At 64.8% G+C, this 17,980-nt stretch carries 17 protein-coding genes and 1 tRNA gene; 10 read left to right on the top strand and 8 right to left on the bottom strand.

Annotated features, from left to right (window positions below; all coding sequences use genetic code 11):
• Positions 1-13 precede the first annotated feature (13 nt).
• The 3 genes from ACZ1J6_RS13835 to ACZ1J6_RS13825 form a co-directional block, all read right to left on the bottom strand.
• Positions 14-910, bottom strand: a complete 897-nt coding sequence (locus tag ACZ1J6_RS13835) for a hydrogen peroxide-inducible genes activator (protein WP_132263558.1) — start codon at positions 908-910, stop codon at positions 14-16.
• Positions 911-1,036: 126 nt separating this feature from the next.
• Complete coding sequence (gene rnd / locus ACZ1J6_RS13830; RefSeq protein WP_134095414.1) at positions 1,037-2,260, bottom strand: ribonuclease D; 1,224 nt, start codon at positions 2,258-2,260, stop codon at positions 1,037-1,039.
• 81 nt (positions 2,261-2,341) lie between these two features.
• Positions 2,342-3,298 (bottom strand): hypothetical protein, encoded by a 957-nt coding sequence (locus ACZ1J6_RS13825; RefSeq protein WP_431566744.1) that lies wholly within the window; start codon positions 3,296-3,298, stop codon positions 2,342-2,344.
• A 233-nt stretch (positions 3,299-3,531) separates the two neighbouring features.
• Between ACZ1J6_RS13825 and aspS the strand changes: the two genes are divergently transcribed.
• The 4 genes from aspS to mltG all read left to right on the top strand — a co-directional run bounded on the left by aspS (position 3,532) and on the right by mltG (position 8,226).
• Positions 3,532-5,316, top strand: coding sequence for an aspartate--tRNA ligase (gene aspS, locus ACZ1J6_RS13820; RefSeq protein ID WP_314465092.1), 1,785 nt, complete (start codon positions 3,532-3,534; stop codon positions 5,314-5,316).
• A gap of 233 nt (positions 5,317-5,549) precedes the next feature.
• On the top strand, positions 5,550-5,786 hold the full coding sequence (locus ACZ1J6_RS13815; RefSeq protein WP_007013838.1) for an acyl carrier protein: 237 nt from the start codon (positions 5,550-5,552) through the stop codon (positions 5,784-5,786).
• A gap of 186 nt (positions 5,787-5,972) precedes the next feature.
• Entirely contained in the window at positions 5,973-7,232 is a 1,260-nt protein-coding gene (fabF, locus tag ACZ1J6_RS13810) for a beta-ketoacyl-ACP synthase II (protein WP_132263552.1), read from the top strand.
• A gap of 19 nt (positions 7,233-7,251) precedes the next feature.
• A complete protein-coding gene (gene mltG / locus ACZ1J6_RS13805) occupies positions 7,252-8,226 on the top strand; it encodes an endolytic transglycosylase MltG (protein ID WP_314464380.1) in 975 nt (324 codons plus the stop codon).
• A gap of 11 nt (positions 8,227-8,237) precedes the next feature.
• On the opposite strand, the gene ACZ1J6_RS13800 is transcribed toward mltG, so the two are convergent.
• Entirely contained in the window at positions 8,238-8,648 is a 411-nt protein-coding gene (locus tag ACZ1J6_RS13800; RefSeq protein ID WP_431566745.1) for a sugar transporter, read from the bottom strand.
• Positions 8,649-8,755: 107 nt separating this feature from the next.
• On the opposite strand from ACZ1J6_RS13800, the gene ACZ1J6_RS13795 reads away from it, so the two are divergent.
• On the top strand, positions 8,756-9,298 hold the full coding sequence (locus ACZ1J6_RS13795; protein WP_431566746.1) for a 2'-5' RNA ligase family protein: 543 nt from the start codon (positions 8,756-8,758) through the stop codon (positions 9,296-9,298).
• A gap of 108 nt (positions 9,299-9,406) precedes the next feature.
• Positions 9,407-9,483: transfer RNA gene (locus ACZ1J6_RS13790), tRNA-Met, on the top strand.
• Between the two features lie 51 nt (positions 9,484-9,534).
• Here ACZ1J6_RS13790 and ACZ1J6_RS13785 read toward each other — a convergent pair.
• A complete protein-coding gene (locus tag ACZ1J6_RS13785; protein ID WP_431566747.1) occupies positions 9,535-11,229 on the bottom strand; it encodes a SulP family inorganic anion transporter in 1,695 nt (564 codons plus the stop codon).
• Positions 11,230-11,759: 530 nt separating this feature from the next.
• Between ACZ1J6_RS13785 and ACZ1J6_RS13780 the strand changes: the two genes are divergently transcribed.
• Positions 11,760-12,899, top strand: a complete 1,140-nt coding sequence (locus tag ACZ1J6_RS13780; RefSeq protein ID WP_431566748.1) for a sensor histidine kinase — start codon at positions 11,760-11,762, stop codon at positions 12,897-12,899.
• On the opposite strand, the gene ACZ1J6_RS13775 is transcribed toward ACZ1J6_RS13780, so the two are convergent.
• The 3 genes from ACZ1J6_RS13775 to ACZ1J6_RS13765 all read right to left on the bottom strand — a co-directional run bounded on the left by ACZ1J6_RS13775 (position 12,841) and on the right by ACZ1J6_RS13765 (position 15,592).
• Entirely contained in the window at positions 12,841-13,491 is a 651-nt protein-coding gene (locus ACZ1J6_RS13775) for a response regulator (RefSeq protein ID WP_132263540.1), read from the bottom strand. The genes ACZ1J6_RS13780 and ACZ1J6_RS13775 overlap by 59 nt on opposite strands.
• 507 nt (positions 13,492-13,998) lie before the next feature.
• On the bottom strand, positions 13,999-14,742 hold the full coding sequence (locus ACZ1J6_RS13770) for a hypothetical protein (protein ID WP_465128124.1): 744 nt from the start codon (positions 14,740-14,742) through the stop codon (positions 13,999-14,001).
• Position 14,743: 1 nt separating this feature from the next.
• On the bottom strand, positions 14,744-15,592 hold the full coding sequence (locus tag ACZ1J6_RS13765; protein WP_431566750.1) for a DUF2092 domain-containing protein: 849 nt from the start codon (positions 15,590-15,592) through the stop codon (positions 14,744-14,746).
• Between the two features lie 234 nt (positions 15,593-15,826).
• Here ACZ1J6_RS13765 and ACZ1J6_RS13760 point away from each other — a divergent pair, with 234 nt between their 5' ends.
• The 3 genes from ACZ1J6_RS13760 to ACZ1J6_RS13750 are packed head-to-tail and all read left to right on the top strand — an operon-like array spanning position 15,827 to position 17,973.
• Positions 15,827-16,360 carry a DUF4136 domain-containing protein gene (locus tag ACZ1J6_RS13760; protein ID WP_431566751.1) on the top strand — a complete coding sequence of 178 codons (534 nt, stop codon included), beginning with the start codon at positions 15,827-15,829 and terminating at the stop codon, positions 16,358-16,360.
• Positions 16,357-17,019 (top strand): YidH family protein, encoded by a 663-nt coding sequence (locus ACZ1J6_RS13755; protein ID WP_132263532.1) that lies wholly within the window; start codon positions 16,357-16,359, stop codon positions 17,017-17,019. The genes ACZ1J6_RS13760 and ACZ1J6_RS13755 overlap by 4 nt, the downstream gene beginning before the upstream one ends.
• A 48-nt stretch (positions 17,020-17,067) precedes the next feature.
• Entirely contained in the window at positions 17,068-17,973 is a 906-nt protein-coding gene (locus ACZ1J6_RS13750; protein WP_431566752.1) for a formylglycine-generating enzyme family protein, read from the top strand.
• Positions 17,974-17,980 lie beyond the last annotated feature (7 nt).

Genomic DNA, 17,980 nt, shown 5'->3' with positions numbered 1-17,980 from the left:
GCGGGGGCGCGGCTTATCCGGCGCGCAACTCATCCGCGAGCAAACGGAATTCCTCGGCCCGGGGCGAGTTCTTGCGCCAGACCAGCGCGATCTCCCGGTTGGCGTTGGGGGAGAGCAGCGGGCGGGCCACGACGTTGGTGCCGTTCAGAATGCCGGCATCGATCGCCATTTCCGGCAGCATCGTCAGCCCGAGGCCGTTGTCGACCATCTGCACCAGCGTATGGAGCGAGGTGCCGATCATCGTTGCCGAAGCGCGCAGTTCCGGGCGGTTGCAGGCCGCAAGCGCATGGTCCTTGAGGCAGTGGCCGTCTTCCAGCAGCAGCAGACGGTGCTCATCGATCACCTCGGGGCCGACTTCGGCCGGCGGATTGCGCGGATCGTCGTTGGGGAAGGCGACGAAGAAGGCGTCGAGTTCGATGGTCTCCTTCTCAACCTCGCCGGTGGCATAGGGCAGCGCCAGGAGCACGCAGTCGGCGCGGCCGTGGTGCAGCGATTCGATGGCGGCCTGACTGGGCTCCTCGCGCAGGAACAGCTTGAGGTTCGGGCGCTCGCGGCGCAGGCGCGGGAGCATGCGGGGCAGCAGGAACGGCGCGATCGTGGGGATCACGCTCATGCGCACTTCGCCGGAGAGCGGCTTGCCGCTGGACTGGACGAGGTCGGAGAGTTCTTCGGTCTCGCGCAGGATGCGATGCGCCTTGGCCACCACGGCATTGCCGAGCGGCGTGAAGCGCACCGCGCGCTTGGTGCGCTCCACCAGAGTGACCCCCAGCAGCGCTTCGAGATCGCGCAGGCCGGCGGACAGGGTCGATTGCGAGACGAAGCAGGCATCGGCGGCACGGCCGAAATGCCCGTGTTCGTGCAGGGCGACGAGGTACTGGAGCTGCTTGAGCGTGGGCTGGTATACGGTCACGCGCCGGCTATCGCATGAACGCGGCAGGTTCGCCAAGCGTTTGCTTTTGTTGAACGCGCTTCTGGAAGAAGGCGGAAAGGCGCATCGTCCCGGATCGGGTCCGGGACGATGGACTTCTGCCGTGCCTTATTCTTCCGTTGCGGCGGCGTCCGAAGGCTCATCGGAGGCCTCGTCCGTCGGTTCGTCCTCGACGCGGGTCATCTTGAGCTTGCCGTTCTCGACGGCGAACGCGAGCTTGCCTTCTACGAGGTCCAGCGCATCGCGGCCGAACACGCCGTAGCGCCAGCCTTCGAGAATCGGCAGTTTCTTGCGCACGCCGGCGGCCAGCAGTTCGAGATCCTCGCTGCGGGCCAGCAGGCGGGCGGCAACGTCGATCTCGCGGGCGCGGATCTTGAGCAGCAGCTTGAGCAGGTCAGCGACGAGCGCACCTTCCTTGCCGAGCGGCGCGCCCTTGGGTGTGCGCGGGGGCAATTCGTCATCGGGCAGCGGCTCGGCCTTGGCGATGGTGTTCATCAGGCGCTTGCCGATGTCGTTGTCTTTCCAGCCCTGCGAAAGGCCGCGCACTTTGGCGAGGTCGGACTGCTGCTTGGGCGGGTGGCTGGCGATGTCGGCCAGCGTTTCGTCACGGGCGATACGGCCGCGCGGGATGTTCTTGCCCTGCGCTTCGTGCTCGCGCCACTCGGCAATGGCCTTGAGGCGGCCGAGCATCGTCGGGTTGCGGCCGGCGGCCTTGATCCGCTTCCACGCCTGGGCGGGATCGTTGCGGTAGTGCTCAGGATCGGCGAGCTTTTCCATTTCCTGGTCCAGCCATTCGCCGCGCCCGGTCTTCATCAGGCGCTTGAGGATCTTGGGGAAGATCTTGGAGAGGTGGGTGACATCGCCGATCGCATATTCGATCTGCCGCTCGGTCAGCGGGCGGCGCGACCAGTCGGTGAAGCGGGCGCCCTTGTCGATGGTGAGGCCCATCCACGATTCGACCAGGTTCGAATAGCCGATCTGTTCGGACTGGCTGATCGCCATCATCGCGATCTGCGTATCGAAGATCGGATGGGGCGTGCGGCCGGTGGCGTTGTAGATGATTTCCACGTCCTGCCCGCCGGCGTGGAAGACCTTCAGGACCTCCTCGTTGTCGGTCAGCAGGTCGAGCAGGGGCGTCATGTCGAGCCCAACTGCCATCGGATCGATCGCGGCCGCTTCCTCGGTATTGGCGATCTGCACGAGGCAGAGTTCCGGCCAATAGGTGTTCTCGCGCATGAACTCGGTGTCGACCGCCACGAAATCGGATTTCGCAAGGCGTTCGCACAGCGCGGCGAGGTCTTCGGTCTTCGTTATCAGAGGGTGGATTTTCATTTCGACCGTGGCGGTAACGCGAACAGGGCGGGGGATCAATGTTTCCAGCCCGTCAAATTCTCCGACAAATGACGAAATTGCCTATTTCTTGCGCCGCAGGCCTCCGAAAACCCTGTTCAGGAGGCTCGGACTCGTCTCTGCGTCGAGTTCGGCGATGCTTTCCTGGGTCACCAGTCGGCGGCGAAGCTGCGTGCCGGTGACGTGCAGGCCCGGCGGCGGCAGGTGCCAGGCCTCGGGCCAGGCTTCGGAATTGTCGCCGGGAATCGCCGGAGCCTGTTCGGCGGGGCGCTGGGCGTCTTTCGCCGGCTCGGACGGCGCCGCGGGAGGCGCGTTGCGGGGCGGCCCTTCGGCGGCGGCGAGCGCCGCTGCCTCGAAGCCCGGATAGCCGCCGTCGCTGCCGACGAGGAGGGCCATGGGCCGCGGCAGGCCCTCGGCCATGGCCGCGTCACGGATGGCCTGATGAGTCAGCACCGCGAGATGGCAGGCCCCGACGATGCAGGCACGCTGTTCCTCGATGGTGGCCATGCCGCTTTCGCAGAGTTTGCCTATCGCGGCGATCACGGCATGAAGGTCCTCCAGGCCGGTGACGTTCAGCGTGTCGCCATTGTCTTCCGCAGCGCCCTGCCACGCCGGGCTGTCGGCCCCGCAGGCCGCTGCCAGGTCGAGTCGGCCGGCGCGAGAGAACGGCCAGGCGCGGTCGGTATAGAAAGCGGTTTCGTAGAAGGGCCGCCCGGTTTCGCCCGGCCCCTTGCAGATGTCGATGCCGATCGCAGTGATCGGGTCTCCGGGCCGGTCGAGTTCGCCGATCCGCTCGATCAGGCGCGGCCAGTCGCTGACGGAAACGTCCTGCGCAGCGATGAACCGGAAGCGCGCGGGCAGGGGGAGGCCTTCGCCGCAGAGAAAGACGAGTTCTTCCTTGAGGCGGCGCGCGGCTTCGTCGGCCCGGCCCTCGCGGAGCATGGCCTCGATCGCGGTGCGGAACTGATTCTCCGGAATACCGTCGATCGTGACGGTGCCCGAAGCCTGCGCATTGTCCATGTGATCCATCGGCAAGACCCGTTTTGCAGATGGGTATGGACCCGCAATGGTTTATTTCAGGTTAGCGCCCGCGCGCCTGGTCGAGAGATAGGAACGGGAATCCACGAGGATTCCACAAGCCACCTGGCGCTGGACGCGCATGACGGTCCGATCTCTTCTGGAAATCGCCGCGCCACTCGACTAGGGGCCTCGGCTTGCAACTCAATTCCGATCAGAAGAAGCGCGAGCCCGCCATGACTCATCCCTATCGCTCCCATACCTGCGGCGCCCTGACCGCTGCCGAGGTCGGCCAGACCGTTCGCCTCTCGGGCTGGGTGCATCGCAAGCGCGATCACGGCGGCGTTCTCTTCGTCGACCTGCGCGACCACTACGGCATGACCCAGGTGGTTGCCGATACCGACAGCGCGGCGCTGGAACTGCTCGATTCGCTGCGCGTCGAATCGGTCGTGACGATCGAGGGCGTGGTGAAGGCCCGCACCGAATCCACGGTGAACGCCAACCTCGCCACCGGCGCGATCGAGGTCTACGCCCGTTCCGCAACGGTGATCAGCCGCGCCGAGGAGCTGCCGATGCCGGTGGCCGGCGAGCAGGAATATCCCGAGGATATCCGCCTGCGCTATCGCTTCCTCGACCTGCGCCGCGACACGCTGCACGCCAACATCGTCAAGCGCACCAAGGTCATCTCGGACATGCGCCGCAAGATGGAAGGCATCGGCTTCACCGAATATTCGACGCCGATCCTCACCGCTTCCAGCCCCGAAGGCGCGCGCGACTTCCTGGTGCCGAGCCGCATCCACCCCGGCAAGTTCTACGCGCTGCCGCAGGCGCCGCAGCAGTACAAGCAGCTGCTGATGGTCGCCGGTTTCGACCGCTACTTCCAGATCGCCCCCTGCTTCCGCGACGAGGATCCGCGCGCAGACCGTCTGCCGGGCGAGTTCTACCAGCTCGATCTCGAAATGAGCTTCGTGACCCAAGAAGAAGTCTGGGAAACCATGGAGCCGGTGCTCCAGAGCGTCTTCGCCGACTTCGCCGAGGGCAAGCCGGTGACGCCCGCGGGTGAATTCCGCCGCATTCCGCATGCCCAGTCGATGCTGGACTACGGGTCGGACAAGCCTGATCTGCGCAACCCGCTGATCATCAAGGACGTGACCGAGCATTTCGTCGAATCGGGCTTCGGCATCTTCGCCGGCATCGTCGCGAACGGCGGCGTGATCCGCGCGATCCCGGCCCCGGGCGCCGGCGCCGGCAGCCGCAAGTTCTTCGACGAGATGAACGTCTGGGCGCGCGGCGAGGGCTATTCGGGCCTTGGCTACATCAACATCAAGGACGGCGTCCCCGGCGGCCCGATCGCCAAGAACCACGGCGAGGAAAAGACCGCCGCGCTGATCGCAGCGCTGGGTCTCGGCCCGAACGACGGCGTGTTCTTCGCCGCCGGCAAGGAAGAGCAGGCCGCCAAGCTGGCCGGTCTTGCCCGCATCCGCACCGGTGAGCAGCTCGACCTGATCGACAAGGACCGCTTCGAGCTGTGCTGGATCGTCGACTTCCCGTTCTTCGAATGGGACGAGGACAACAAGAAGGTCGATTTCGCGCACAACCCGTTCTCGATGCCGCAAGGCGGCATGGAAGCGCTGGAGGGCCAGGACCCGCTGACGATCAAGGCGTTCCAGTACGATCTCGTCTGCAACGGCTACGAAATCGCCTCGGGCTCGATCCGCAACCAGTCGCCCGAACTGATGGTCAAGGCCTTCGAAATGGTGGGCCTGACCAAGCAGGACGTGGAAGATCGCTTCGGCGGCCTCTACCGCGCCTTCCAGTACGGCGCGCCGCCGCACGGCGGCATGGCGGCCGGCGTGGACCGCATCGTGATGCTGCTCTGCGGGGCGCAAAACTTGCGTGAAATCACGCTGTTCCCGATGAACCAGCGCGCCGAAGACCTGCTGATGGGCGCGCCGAGCCCGGCCGAATCCAGGCAGCTGCGCGAACTGCACATGCGTGTCGTGGAACCGCAGAAGAGCTGAGTTCGTTCGAATTTTTGCATGGCGGCGGGGCTTGCTCCGCCGCCTCAACCGTCACGATGCAGCCCCGTTTTCGGGAAACAATCTGGAAACAGGGACGCGTCGTGGATAAATCGGGCCATGACGCTTGTACGTCGTGATCCTAACTTGCGTGCGAGGCTTGCCAGCGCGGCCCCCAGTCATTAGGGCGGCAGGCGAGATTTCACACCTCGCGAATTTTTGAAGGGGTTTATTCAATGAGCGATACCGCCGATCGGGTTAAGAAGATCGTCGTCGAACACCTGGGCGTCGAAGCCGACAAGGTGACGGAAGAAGCAAGCTTCATCGACGATCTGGGCGCTGACTCGCTCGACATCGTCGAGCTGGTCATGGCGTTCGAAGAAGAATTCGGCGTCGAAATCCCCGACGATGCTGCCGAGAAGATCAGCACCGTCTCGGATGCCATCAAGTACATCGAAGAGAACAAGGGCTGAGCCCGGCTTTTCGGCTACTCTCGCGCAGGCCGGCCAGGTGTCGGCGCGCGGGCGGCTGTGATCCCGGTTCATAACCGGATTGAACTCGACAGGCTCGACCTCTAAGGGGGCGGGCCTGTTGCCGTTTCTGCAGGCTGGTTTGCACCGGCCGCATTTTCGGCCAAATTGCTTTTTCGGAGAGCATGAATGCGTCGTGTTGTCGTCACTGGACTTGGTCTTGTCACCCCGCTCGGGGCCGACGTGGAGACCGCCTGGGCCAACATCCTTGCGAGCAAGAGCGGGGCAGGGCCGATCACCCGCTTCGATGCCTCGGACCAGAAGTGCCAGATCGCCTGCGAGGTGAAGCCGGCCGACCACGAATATGGTTTCGACGCCAACAAGCGCGTCGACCACAAGGTCCAGCGCCAGGTCGATCCTTTCATCGTCTACGGCATCGACGCCGCGGGCCAGGCGCTGGAAGACGCCGGCCTCACCGACATGAGCGAGGAAGACAAGCTCATGGCCGGTTGCTCGATCGGTTCGGGCATCGGCGGTCTGCCGGGCATCGAGAGCGAATCGCTGGTGCTGGCCGAAAAGGGCCCGGGCCGCGTATCGCCGCACTTCGTGCACGGCCGCCTTATCAACCTGATCTCGGGCCAGGTCTCGATCAAGTATGGCCTCAAGGGCCCGAACCACGCGGTCGTCACCGCTTGCTCCACCGGCGCCCACTCGATCGGCGACGCCGCGCGCATGATCAAGGATGGCGATGCCGACATCATGCTGGCGGGCGGCGCCGAATCCACCGTCTGCCCGATCGGCATTGCCGGTTTCGCACAGGCCCGTGCGCTCAACAGCAGCTACAACGACCGTCCCGAACAGGCGAGCCGCCCTTACGACAAGGATCGTGACGGCTTCGTCATGGGCGAGGGCGCGGGCGTTCTCGTGCTGGAAGAGTACGAGCATGCCAAGGCGCGCGGCGCCAAGATCTACTGCGAAGTGATCGGCTACGGCCTTTCGGGCGATGCCTTCCACGTCACCGCGCCGGAGCCCACTGGCGACGGTGCCTATCGCTCGATGGCGATGGCGCTGAAGAAGGCGGGCATGACCCCGGCCGACATCGACTACATCAACGCCCACGGCACTTCGACGATGGCCGATACCATCGAACTCGGCGCCGTGCGCCGCCTGTTCGGCGATGACATCGGCGGCGTTTCGATGAGCTCGACCAAGTCGGCTATCGGCCACTTGCTCGGCGGCGCCGGTGCGGTGGAATCGATCTTCTGCATCCTGGCGCTGCGCGACCAGATCGTGCCGCCCACGCTCAATCTCGACAATCCGGACGAGGGCTGCGAGGGCGTCGACCTGGTGCCGCACGTCGCTAAGAAGCGCGAAGTGCGCGCCGTGCTGAACAATTCGTTCGGCTTCGGCGGCACCAATGCCAGCCTGGTGATGCGCAAGATCGACTGATCGAGAAGGACTGAAGGCGATGATGTCGCGGCGCAACTGGATACTCGTCGCGGCCATCGGCCTGGTGGCGGCGATCGCCCTGTGGTCCTTCGTGGGAGGCTGGTACGGATCCGGACCGCTCAAGAAGGACCAGCATTTCCTCGTTCCGGCAGGGGCCAGCCTCTCGGCCGTGGCGGAACGGATGGAAAAGCAGGGCGTGATCCGCAGCGCGCGCGGCTTCACGCTGCGTGCCCGCGTCTTCGGCGGCGGCAGCGGCATCAAGGCGGGCGAGTTCGCCATTCCCGCCCATGCCAGTGCTTCGCGCGTGCTGGCGATCATCTCCAGCGACGACATGGTCCGCCGCTTCGTGATGGTGCCCGAGGGCATGCCCTCGATCATGGTCTACGAGCGCCTGAACGCGCAGGAGCACCTCAGCGGCGACGTTTCGACGCCGAACGAAGGGTCCGTCCTGCCCGACAGTTATGCCTACGAAAATGGCGAACCGCGCGCGGCCCTGCTGCGGCGCATGCAAGGGGCCATGACGAAGACCCTGGCAGAGCTTTGGGCCAAACGCGCGTCCGGTCTGGTCGTCAAAACGCCGGAACAGGCGCTGATCCTGGCCTCCATCGTTGAGAAGGAAACCGGCAAGCCGTCTGAACGCGGCATGGTGGCGGGGCTCTACTCCAACCGCCTGCGCATCGGCATGCCGCTCCAGGCCGACCCGACGATCATCTATCCGATCACCAAGGGCAAGCCGCTAGGCCGCCGCATCCGCCAGTCGGAAATCCGCGCCGTCAACGATTACAACACGTATACGATGGCCGGTCTGCCCAAGCATCCCATCACCAATCCCGGCCGCGAATCGATTGCCGCCGTGCTCAATCCGGCGAAGACCGACGCGCTCTACATGGTGGCGGACGGTACCGGCGGGCACGTTTTCGCTGCGACCCTTTCGGAGCACAATGAAAACGTGAAGAAGTGGTTCGCGATCCGCCGGGCGCGCGGCGAGATCTGACGGCGCGGGCGCTACTTCAGCGTCCCGTCCGCGCGCTTGCGGCGGGCGTAGACCGTCGAAGCGAGGGCGACTGCCACGATCAGCAGTGGAAACACAGCGGAGGAAGGTCCCTTCGCACCGAGCAGGTGGAAGCCGAGGAAGGTCCAGCCGAACTGGATCACCACGGCGACAAGCGACAGCGCAAACAGGGCCCAGGCCCAGCCGCGCCGCATCAGCAGGACGACCGCGCCGATGGTGCCGCTCGACACGGCAACGGCGTAAGCCGCCCAGACCCAGCCGGGCATTGCGCGAAAGGCTTGCGCCTGCACCGGATCGCGCAGCGCAATCTCGTCGAGGTTGGCGGTCGCCTGCATGAGATAGGCGGCATCGCCCAAAAGATTCCACAAGAGTATGAGAACGGCGATGACCCGGAACTTTCTCATGCCCGCTTCCTTTCGCGCAGGACGGTGAATGGGCGATTTTGCCTTGGCGCCAAGGCCCTGACAACCGTTACGGCGGGGGAGGGCGCGGCAATGAAGGAGCAGACTGCATGAACCGCGAGGGTGAGGTCCTGCCGCCGGAGCGCAAGCCGAATGCGCCGCTGCTCGTCACGGCGGAACTGCCTGCCGATGTTCTGGACTGGGCGGACGGCCTGCGCCGCGCGCACTATCCTGCCGAACGGAACCGCCTTCGCGCCCACGTCACTCTGTTTCATGCCCTTCCGCCACGCGTGGAGGCCGAATTGTTGCAGGTCCTCGGGACGCTCGCCCGCGCAAGCAGGCCGCAAGCGCAGATCGCCGGCGTGATGAAGCTGGGCGGCGGCACGGCGATCGCCATCGAATCGCCGGAGATGGCCGAATTGCATGCTCAGATCGCAGAGCGCATGTACGGGCTGCTCACGGATCAGGACAGTCGACCCCTGCGGCTTCACATCACGATCCAGAACAAGGTGGAACCAGCCGCCGCCCGCGCGCTCCAGGCCGATCTGGAGCCGCGCTTGCGCCCGGTAACCTTCCGTTTCCGCGGCTTCGGCCTCCATGCCTGGGAAGACGGATTGTGGCGCCCGATCCGCTCGATAGCTTTTCGCGGCTAAAAGCATTTTTGGGTGTTGACCGATGGAAACCTTACCCCTAGAGGACGCGGCCTGCCCAGCAGCAATGCGAGGCACCGGATCTGGCCACCCACGCGGCGGCCCTGGTTTGGCGGAGTAGCTCAGCTGGTTAGAGCAGCGGAATCATAATCCGCGTGTCGGGGGTTCGAGTCCCTCCTCCGCTACCATCACTTCCCATAAAGACTTTTATTTAGCCGAACCTTAGCGGCATCACACGTTCAGCTGGCGCCGTTGTCGTGGTCGTCAGACCAGCGGCGTGCTTCGGCGAGGGCGGTTCGGGTGGCGGCGCCGATTATGGGTTGGACCGGAACGATGTGCACGTTGCTGGAAGGCAGCAGTTTTCCCGATCGGCGGAATTGTTCGGCCAGGCCGTCGCTGACGCCGCTGAGGTAGAGCGTGCCGCCTTGCTTCGACAGTCGGTGGGCGTAGTCGTCAAGCACTTCGATCAGGGTGGCGTCCACCGCGCTGTGGCCGCGCATGCGCAGGATGACTGCGGGCTCTTCCGCTCCGGCGGGATCCGGCAGGTTTTCCTGAAGGGTCCGCGCTCCCGCGAAGAACAGGCTTCCCCAGACGTCGAGGACGAGGATCTGGTGGCTGGCGAGGGCGGCCGGCGGGGGCTGTTCCTCCGCCTGTCCGTCAGGTCGCTGCACCACCATCCGCATGGACACGTCCGTGGCCGAGGACGAGACGAAATAGACGATCGTCACCAGTACCCCGATGCCGACTGCTACGGGGATGGATAAGGCCAGGCAGGCGCTGAAAGTCGCGACGATGGCGAGCCGCGCGCCGCCTCCCACGCGCCAGATGGAGAGTGCCTCGCGCCAGTTGATCGCGCTCGCTCCGGCGCTGACCATCAGCGCGGCGAGGCCGCTCGTCGGGACCAGGCCGACCAGATTGGGGATGAGCAGGATGAAGACCAGCAGCCAGATCCCCGCGCTGATGCCGGCCCAGCGGGTCGCGGCGCCGAGGCTGACGTTGAGGGCGGTCTGGCTGACCGACCCGCCTACGCCGATCCCCGACATCAGGCTGCTCGCGCAATTGGCGACGCCTTGCGCCATCATGTCGCGGGAGACGTTCGCGCGGCGGCCGTGGGCGACGGCAAGGCCTTGGCTGACCCCGGCACCCTGTATCGCCACGACCACGGCGATGGCGAAAGCCGATCCGACGAGGTCGAGCGTCAAGCTGTCCAGCGCCGGCAGGCGCGGCAGCGGGAACCCGCGCGGAATGGGGCTGCCGCTGGCGACAGTGGGAACGTCGCTCCATCCCAGTGCCGCCATCGAGAGCGTCGGGACGGCCAGTGCGAGAAGGGGGGACCAGAGGCTGAGCCGTGTGCGGCGCAGTATCAGCAGCAGCGCCAGAGTGGAGAGGCCGATAATCGCGGTATGGGGCGCGATCCGGCCCATATGGAGCAGCCGCGAGAGCAGGGGGCCGACTTCGGCGGGCGGCTGCGGAGAATAGCCAACCAGCGTGGGTAATTGCGAGAGGATCAGCATCACCGCCACGCCCAGCATGAAGCCGGTCATCACTGCATGGGAGACGAAGCGCACGAGCCGGCCGGCCTGCAACAGTCCGAACAGGACCAGGAAGCCACCGGACAGCAGGACCAGCAGCATCAGTGCGCTGGTGCGTGCCTCGCCGGAGAACGCCGCAAGCGCCTCTGCGGCCATGACGGCGGAAGCGCTGGTGGTCGCGACGATCATCAACCGGCTGCTCGTCAGCATGCCGCCGACTGCAGGGCCTATCGCGGCGGCATAGAGGCCGGCAACCGGGTTCACGCCGATCAGCGCGGCGGTTGCGAGGCCATCGGGAAGGGCCACGACCGCGTCGACCAGCCCCGCCAGCGGATCGCGGATCCAGCCTCTGCGCCCGGGCGATGTGTCCTGGGCTGTGCCGCTGGTGTCAGCTTCGGACATCGGCTGGGCTCACGCATCAGTTTCTACAGGACAGCACGCTATCGATTCCTTGCTCCGAGGCTATGGGGGCTTTCCCTGTGGCCGTAAGGGCACATACCGGAAGGGCGCGAGGGCACGCGGATCCGCTGCGCAACTCGATGATCGTGCGTGTGGGCGCTGCAGCATGTCCGGAGCGTTCGACGCACCCTTTCAGGCAGGAAATGGCGATCGGGTATCCGCGAGGTCCGGTTTTCGGCAGCGTTTGCAGGCGATGCGCCTGGCCTGCGCCGATGCTGCAGGACAGAAAAGTTCAGTTGCCACGTTAGCTAATGGGCGGTGCTGGAAACAATATCACAATAAGTAAAGAGCTATACGGGTAATTACGGAGGCGCGAAAAACCTATCCATTGTGGTTAGTCATGGACTTGGAATAATACAGCTAGAGAATCATACTTAGTTACGCTATTGATCCGAAGCGCAAATTGCTGCGTACTCACGGGGGCTGTGCGTATGACGAACCCGAAAATCGATTGCAGCGGCGTCGTAGTCAAGATGCCGCTCGTAAAGAACCTCAGCTATGATGAGAACCGCGCTACTGTCCTGAGCGGGTTAATCCAGGCGCTGCCGCTCGATGTCTTCGTAGTGGCGCCGAGCGGCAAGGTGGTCCTTGCCAATCTTACCGATGCGGCACTTGCGGTGCTGGGCATGGACTTCGCCCAGAGCGTCAATTCATCGTTCGAGAGCGTGCTGGAGCAGCTTCCTCTCGACCAGGAATCCCGATCGGACATTCGCGGGCACATCGTTCGCATCCTGGGCGGCAGCCTGCTGTCCGTCAGCCGCAGCTATCCCATGCTGACCTCGCGCGGGGGGGAACTGGGCGTCCAGATCACGAGCATCGCCGAGCCCTTCGGCATGATCCTGGTCGTGCTCAAGACCGGCCGCAAGGCAGGGGAGCGGCTGACGCGGCGGGCGCAGCAGGCCAGAATTCTCCTGGCGCAGGAAGAGGAGCGCCGCCGGATCGCGCGCGATCTTCATGACGGCACCGCGCAGCACCTCGCGCTGGCGCAAGTCATGCTGGAGACGGTGCGCAAGGCGCGGACTTTCGACGCCATCGAGGAAGCCTGTATCGACATCGAAAGCGCGCTCAGCACCGCGCAGCATCAGATGCGCACGCTCAGCTACGTCCTGCATCCGCCGGAACTGTCGTCTGGGGGCATCTACGAGGCGCTGGCAGCCTTCGTCAGGGGTTTTGCGCGGCGCACGGGGCTCGATGTTCGTTTCCAGAACCTTGCCGGGCGTCTGCGGCCCTCGGCCGATCTCGAGATTGCGCTTTACCGCGTCGCGCAGGAAGCGCTGGTCAACGTGGGCAAGCATGCCTTCGCCCATACCGTGGAAGTGCGCCTGACGACGGTGGCCAAGCATCTCGTGCTGGAAGTAGAGGACGACGGGATCGGCATTCCCAGCGACATCATCGAAGGACGCCGCCGCGAGGCCATGGGCGTGGGATTGTCAGGGATGCGTGAGCGCGTAGAGGCGCTGGGCGGTATCTTCTGCGTGGAGCGGCGCGCCAATGGCACGCACATCGGCGCCTATTTCCCGCAGCGGCGCCAGACCGACGCTGCGGCGAATGCGGTCAAGGCTCAACGATATTGTTCCGAACCGCATAAAGCACGAGTTCCGCCGTCGTCCTGAGCTTCAGCTTGTGCATGGCGGCGGCGCGGTGGGTTTCCACCGTCTTCACGCTGATGCCCAGCATATGGGCGATCTGCTTGTTCAGCTTGCCTTCCGCGATCAGCTGCACGATCTCGCGTTCGCGCGCGGTGAGCATGATGCTCTTGTCGGTAGAGTGGTTGGTATCGATGAAGTGTTCCAGCAGCGTTTCCGAAATCGCGCCGGAAAAGTACGGCTTGCGTTTCGCCAGGGCCTTGGCCGCAGAGACCAGATGCACGCCGCTGTCCGACTTGAGGACATAGCCGCGGGCACCGGCGCGCAGGACATCTATCAGGATGCTTTCGCGATCGTGCATCGTGTAGATCAGTATTTCGGTGCGCGGCAGCTCGTGCTTGATCGCGCGGGTCAGTTCGAGGCCGTTCATCAGCGGCAGCGAGTAATCCAGGATGGCGATGTCCGGCTTGGTTTCCACCGCCAGGTTCAGCGCCTCGCGGCCATCGGCCGCTTCCCCCACGACCTGGAAATCGGCATGCGATTCCAGCAAGGTCCGAACGCCCTGGCGCATCGCCTGATGATCGTCAGCGATAAGGATTCTGCTTGTGATCGGGCGCATTCGACCCCCCCTTTTTCTAGCGGCGTTGCAGGTGCCATCGGTTGGCTGCGGGTCTATCTTCGTTCCGTCATGACCCCGTTCAATCGGGAGTTTCCCTAGCATTCCGGCATAAGTTCTCCACAATTCCGACGAACGGCGAACGCAGATGCAAAGGCACTTTTCCAAGTCGAATTGTTCTCCTGAATTTTCAGGAGAGGTTCGCCTTTGAAACCGGGCCGGATATTGATATTAAATATTTGAAAAATAGCCAGAGGTTCAAAAGGTAAATTGAGAACATTCTGCCGGACTAGTGTAAGCTTTCATGTCTGGTCTGGCAAAAGCCACTGCCGCTTTGCTCGCCATCGCATGGTGGAATGTATCGCGCGATAACATTGCTATCGATTTCATCCAGCGATCCTCCCGCCAGGTTTGCCCGACTGCCGCGGCGTAGTCGCCGGAGCCGCCCTTCGGGAAGGGCAACTCCGGCGACCTGCTCCACCGGCGCGGGACCGAGGGGGTACATGAGCCTCACCCCGGCGGATTGACGATGACGTAGGTAACCCCGGAGGATTGGTACTGCGGGCGATACCAGATGTTGTTGCAGCTGAAGTAGGTCACGTCGCCGCGCACCACTTTCGGGCAATTGGAAGGGAGCGTGTAGACCACCGAGCCGACGGTCGTGCTCTGGATGACCACCGTGTCCGGCTGGCTGGAACTGGCCACCACGGCTGCAGTGGTGCCGGCGACGATGCCGACGGCCGCAGCATCCCAGAAGGGATCGTCGTAGTAGCCCCAGCCCCAACCCCAGCCGGGCGGCGGGGGCGGCGGCGGCGGTCCCGGACGAGGTCCTGGTCCCGGGTGAGGTCCAGGTCCGGGGCCAGGTCCAGGATGCGGTCCGGGGCCGGGTCCAGGGCCAGGTCCAGGGCCAGGGCCAGGGCCAGGGCCAGGGCCGGGGCCGGGGTTAGGTCCGGGGCCAGGATGCGGACCGGGGCCGGGTTCGGGTCTTCCGCCGCCGCCATCGGGATGCGGCACGGGATGCTCGCGCGGGATGTCGGGATTGCGGATGCCGCCGCCGCCGCTGCCGGGGGCATGGAAGTTGCTGCGGCCCTGAAAGCCTCCGCCGCCGCCCAGCCCGCCACTCATGCGTCCGCCGCTCATATGCATGCCGCCGCCGCCGAGACGGCGCTGGGCCTCGGCCGGAGCAATCGTCGCCGCAAGGACTGCGAGCGACGTGGCAAGGGCTCCGATCCGAGCGATCCGATCGTTTCGCATGTCAGTTGCCCTCCAGGCTGGAAAGCGCGGCCAGTTGGATCGCGGTGGCGTTCTTCCCCGGAACGAAGGCGAAATCGCGCGCCGTCAGGGCAGGGGCGGTGTTCCAGGTGAGTTCCGCCACGTAAGACGGCCGGATCGGGTTCGACCGGTCTATGATCACGACCTTCAGCGGCACCGGCTTCTTGCCGCGGGCGATCCAGAGCTGCCAGTCGAGATCCTCGCCGCGATAGGCGAACTGGTCGGTTTCCTGCCCGTTGATCCGCGCGAAGCCCACGCGAACGGCCGAAGTGATGCCATCGGTCACGGGATTTTCGGACCAGTAGAACAGATCGGCAAGCGGCAAGTCGATGCCGTAGTCGAGATAGATCTTGTCCACCGTCTGGCGGATCGTCGCCGGCGCAGGCACTTTGGCATAGTAGTTCTGCCGCGGCACGTTCACGGTGAGTGATTTGCCGTCATAATAATATTCGCGGATCGCGCGGTCCGACTTCAATTGCACGAAGAAGGCGGTGGGCCGCATGACCTTGTAGGTTGCCTCATAGCCGAGATGCACGGCGATATCGGTGTCCTGCAACGTCGATTCCATCGTCGCCTTGGACTGGATCTCGAAGCTTTGCAGTGTCTTGAGATAGTTGCCCATGCCCTTGAGCGCCTGGATGGCCACCGGGTCGAGCGTCTGCGTTGCCGTGCGGGGCCCAGTGGCTGCGCTGGTGGCTGCGGTGGTCGCCGCGTCGGCTGCGGACGGGGTCTGGTCCGCAGCGGCCTGGGCGAGAGCGGGCGTCGCGGCACCCGCGAGCAGCAGCGCCAGCGTGAAGGCTCCGGCGGCAGGCCGGAAGCGCGAAACGGGCATCGGTCACTCCTTTGATGGCTGAACCGTTACAGGGTCACAGTTTCCCTGCCGGCGTCACATCCGGGGAATCCCTCTGATCGCGCTGGAATTGCCTCGGGAGATGCCAGGGTAGTCGGCGCGGCGAACCTCGGGGGCTGTCCATGGGGATGCCCGACAGCCTGCATCAGGGAGATTCCCGATAGCTGAACGCCACTGCCAACCGGATAGTTCACCTCTCGATACAAGGAGAAGGCCATGAACTCGCGAGCATTGACCCTGGCATGTTGCGCACTGCTGACGGCATCTTGCGCGACCACGCCGAAAGTAACCTTCGACGCCGATCCTGCGGCGAATTTTGCCGGTTTCCGGACGTATAGCTGGGCTTACACTGCCGCACCGCAAGGCGTGAACCCGCTGCTTACCCAGCGCGTCAAGACCGCTGTCGAGAGCGAGATGGCCAAGCGAGGCTATACCCAAAGCGGCACCGGCGATTTCGCCATCGGGTTTACCCTTGGTTCGCGTGACCGCGTGGAAGTATCCTCGCTGGGCTCCTACGGGCCCTATTTCCGTCCCTGGGGCGGCTGGGCCGGGTACAACCAGGTCGATGTGCGCAACGTGACGGACGGGACGCTGACCATCGACGTCTACGACAGCGCGAGCAAGTCGCCGGTGTGGCATGGCACTGCGACGCAGCAGGTGACCAGCAGCAGCGTCACTCAGGAAAAGGTCAATGCGGTGGTGACGGCGGTTCTCGCCAACTTCCCGCCGCCGGCAGGAGCGGCGAAATGACCGGCGAAGCGTTCGAGAACGAACGGGGCATCGCCACCCCCAGGCCCGAGCGGATCGACCTGCCTGCCGTTCCGCCTCTGCCCGACGTTGCCGGAATCTCTTCCGACGAGGCTTCGACCACTTTCTCGCGGTTTCGCAGCAATCTCTCGCGCTTTCGCACGAACCTTTCGGAGCACCGCACGGACCTGTCCGAATTCCGGACCGATCTTTCGCAGCATCGCACGGGTCTTTCCGAAAACCGCACGGAAATGTCGATGCGCCGCACCGGCATGTCCTTCCACCGGACGCGGATGAGCGCCGATCGGACGTTGATGTCCGAGATACGCACTGCGCTGTCGCTCATCGGCTTCGGGTTCACGATCTATCAGGCCTTCGCGAAGCTGCACGAAGCGGGTGTCATCGGCCAAAGCCAGACACCCCGGAACTTCGGCGTGGCGCTTATCGTGCTGGGCATATTGCTGCTGTTCGGCGGCATCGCGCGGCACGTCCAGTTTGCGCTGGAGCTTCGCGCCAGCCGAACGTCCATGACGGGCGACGGGCTGATTCACGGCGAGACGGTGTTTCCGGTTTCGCTTACCCTGGTCGTTGCGGTGCTGCTGGCTATTCTCGGCATAGCGGCGGTGCTGGGGATCGTCTTCAACATCTCCGGGATGAACTGAACGGTGGCATCGATTGCAGCAAAGACCCGCCCCGGATCCGATCGCGACATGGTCTGGATCGAAGGCGGGCAGTTCACCATGGGCTCCAACCACCATTATCCCGAGGAGCGGCCCGAACGGCCGGCCGCGGTCGAAGGGTTCTGGATCGACCGCAACCCGGTGACCAACCGGGAATTCGCGCGGTTCGTGGCGGAAACCGGCTACCGCACTTTTGCAGAGCAGGCGCCGGACCCGGCCGACTATCCCGGCGCCCTGCCGGAGATGCTGGTGCCGTCCTCGCTCGTGTTCCAGCCGCCCGCCCGCCCGGTCGATCCGCGCGGGCCGGTCAGCCAGTGGTGGTCGTTCCAGTCCGGCGCGGACTGGCGCCATCCCACCGGACCGGATAGCTCCCTGGACGAGATCGCCGAACATCCGGTGGTCCATGTCGCGCTGGTCGATGTCGAGGCCTATCTCGACTGGTCGGGACTCTCGCTGCCGAACGAGGCGGAATGGGAGTTCGCGGCGCGCGGTGGCAGCGAAGGCACCGAATTCGCCTGGGGTTCCGAACTCGTGCCGGGCGGTGTCCATCAGGCCAACACCTGGCAGGGCGCTTTCCCTTATGCGAACTTGCGCGAGGACGGGTGGCTGCGGACCTCGCCCGTCGGCACCTATCCGGCCAACGGCTATGGGCTCAACGACATGATCGGCAATGTCTGGGAATGGACCGCCGACTGGTGGCGCGATTCTCCCGGTGTGGAGCCGGTCAGGAGCTGCTGCTCCACGGCGCGGGCCAAGGCGATGCAGGACAGTGTCGACCCGAACGATCCCACGCGCATCCCCCGGCGCGTGCTCAAGGGCGGCTCGCACCTTTGCGCGCCGAACTACTGCCAGCGCTATCGACCGGCGGCGCGCCATGCCCAGCCGGTCGATACCTCGACGTCCCATGTCGGTTTCCGGGCCATCGCCAGGATCTGACGCGAAT

The organism is Novosphingobium sp. BL-S-21 (assembly GCF_055521655.1).
Note: the sequence above shows the minus strand (reverse complement) of the source record. Positions and strands in the feature narration are given on the sequence as shown.

What these genes read in the sequence shown, in the direction of transcription:
- ACZ1J6_RS13775 (WP_132263540.1), bottom strand. Translation starts at nt 13,491, where the DNA reads ATGCGCCCGATCACAAGCAGAATCCTTATCGCTGACGATCATCAGGCG.
- mltG (WP_314464380.1), top strand. Translation starts at nt 7,252, where the DNA reads ATGATGTCGCGGCGCAACTGGATACTCGTCGCGGCCATCGGCCTGGTG.
- aspS (WP_314465092.1), top strand. Translation starts at nt 3,532, where the DNA reads ATGACTCATCCCTATCGCTCCCATACCTGCGGCGCCCTGACCGCTGCC.
- ACZ1J6_RS13760 (WP_431566751.1), top strand. Translation starts at nt 15,827, where the DNA reads ATGAACTCGCGAGCATTGACCCTGGCATGTTGCGCACTGCTGACGGCA.
- ACZ1J6_RS13750 (WP_431566752.1), top strand. Translation starts at nt 17,068, where the DNA reads ATGGTCTGGATCGAAGGCGGGCAGTTCACCATGGGCTCCAACCACCAT.
- ACZ1J6_RS13825 (WP_431566744.1), bottom strand. Translation starts at nt 3,298, where the DNA reads ATGGACAATGCGCAGGCTTCGGGCACCGTCACGATCGACGGTATTCCG.
- ACZ1J6_RS13815 (WP_007013838.1), top strand. Translation starts at nt 5,550, where the DNA reads ATGAGCGATACCGCCGATCGGGTTAAGAAGATCGTCGTCGAACACCTG.
- ACZ1J6_RS13795 (WP_431566746.1), top strand. Translation starts at nt 8,756, where the DNA reads ATGAACCGCGAGGGTGAGGTCCTGCCGCCGGAGCGCAAGCCGAATGCG.
- ACZ1J6_RS13785 (WP_431566747.1), bottom strand. Translation starts at nt 11,229, where the DNA reads ATGTCCGAAGCTGACACCAGCGGCACAGCCCAGGACACATCGCCCGGG.
- fabF (WP_132263552.1), top strand. Translation starts at nt 5,973, where the DNA reads ATGCGTCGTGTTGTCGTCACTGGACTTGGTCTTGTCACCCCGCTCGGG.
- ACZ1J6_RS13770 (WP_465128124.1), bottom strand. Translation starts at nt 14,742, where the DNA reads ATGCGAAACGATCGGATCGCTCGGATCGGAGCCCTTGCCACGTCGCTC.
- ACZ1J6_RS13755 (WP_132263532.1), top strand. Translation starts at nt 16,357, where the DNA reads ATGACCGGCGAAGCGTTCGAGAACGAACGGGGCATCGCCACCCCCAGG.
- ACZ1J6_RS13800 (WP_431566745.1), bottom strand. Translation starts at nt 8,648, where the DNA reads ATGAGAAAGTTCCGGGTCATCGCCGTTCTCATACTCTTGTGGAATCTT.
- ACZ1J6_RS13765 (WP_431566750.1), bottom strand. Translation starts at nt 15,592, where the DNA reads ATGCCCGTTTCGCGCTTCCGGCCTGCCGCCGGAGCCTTCACGCTGGCG.
- rnd (WP_134095414.1), bottom strand. Translation starts at nt 2,260, where the DNA reads ATGAAAATCCACCCTCTGATAACGAAGACCGAAGACCTCGCCGCGCTG.
- ACZ1J6_RS13780 (WP_431566748.1), top strand. Translation starts at nt 11,760, where the DNA reads ATGCCGCTCGTAAAGAACCTCAGCTATGATGAGAACCGCGCTACTGTC.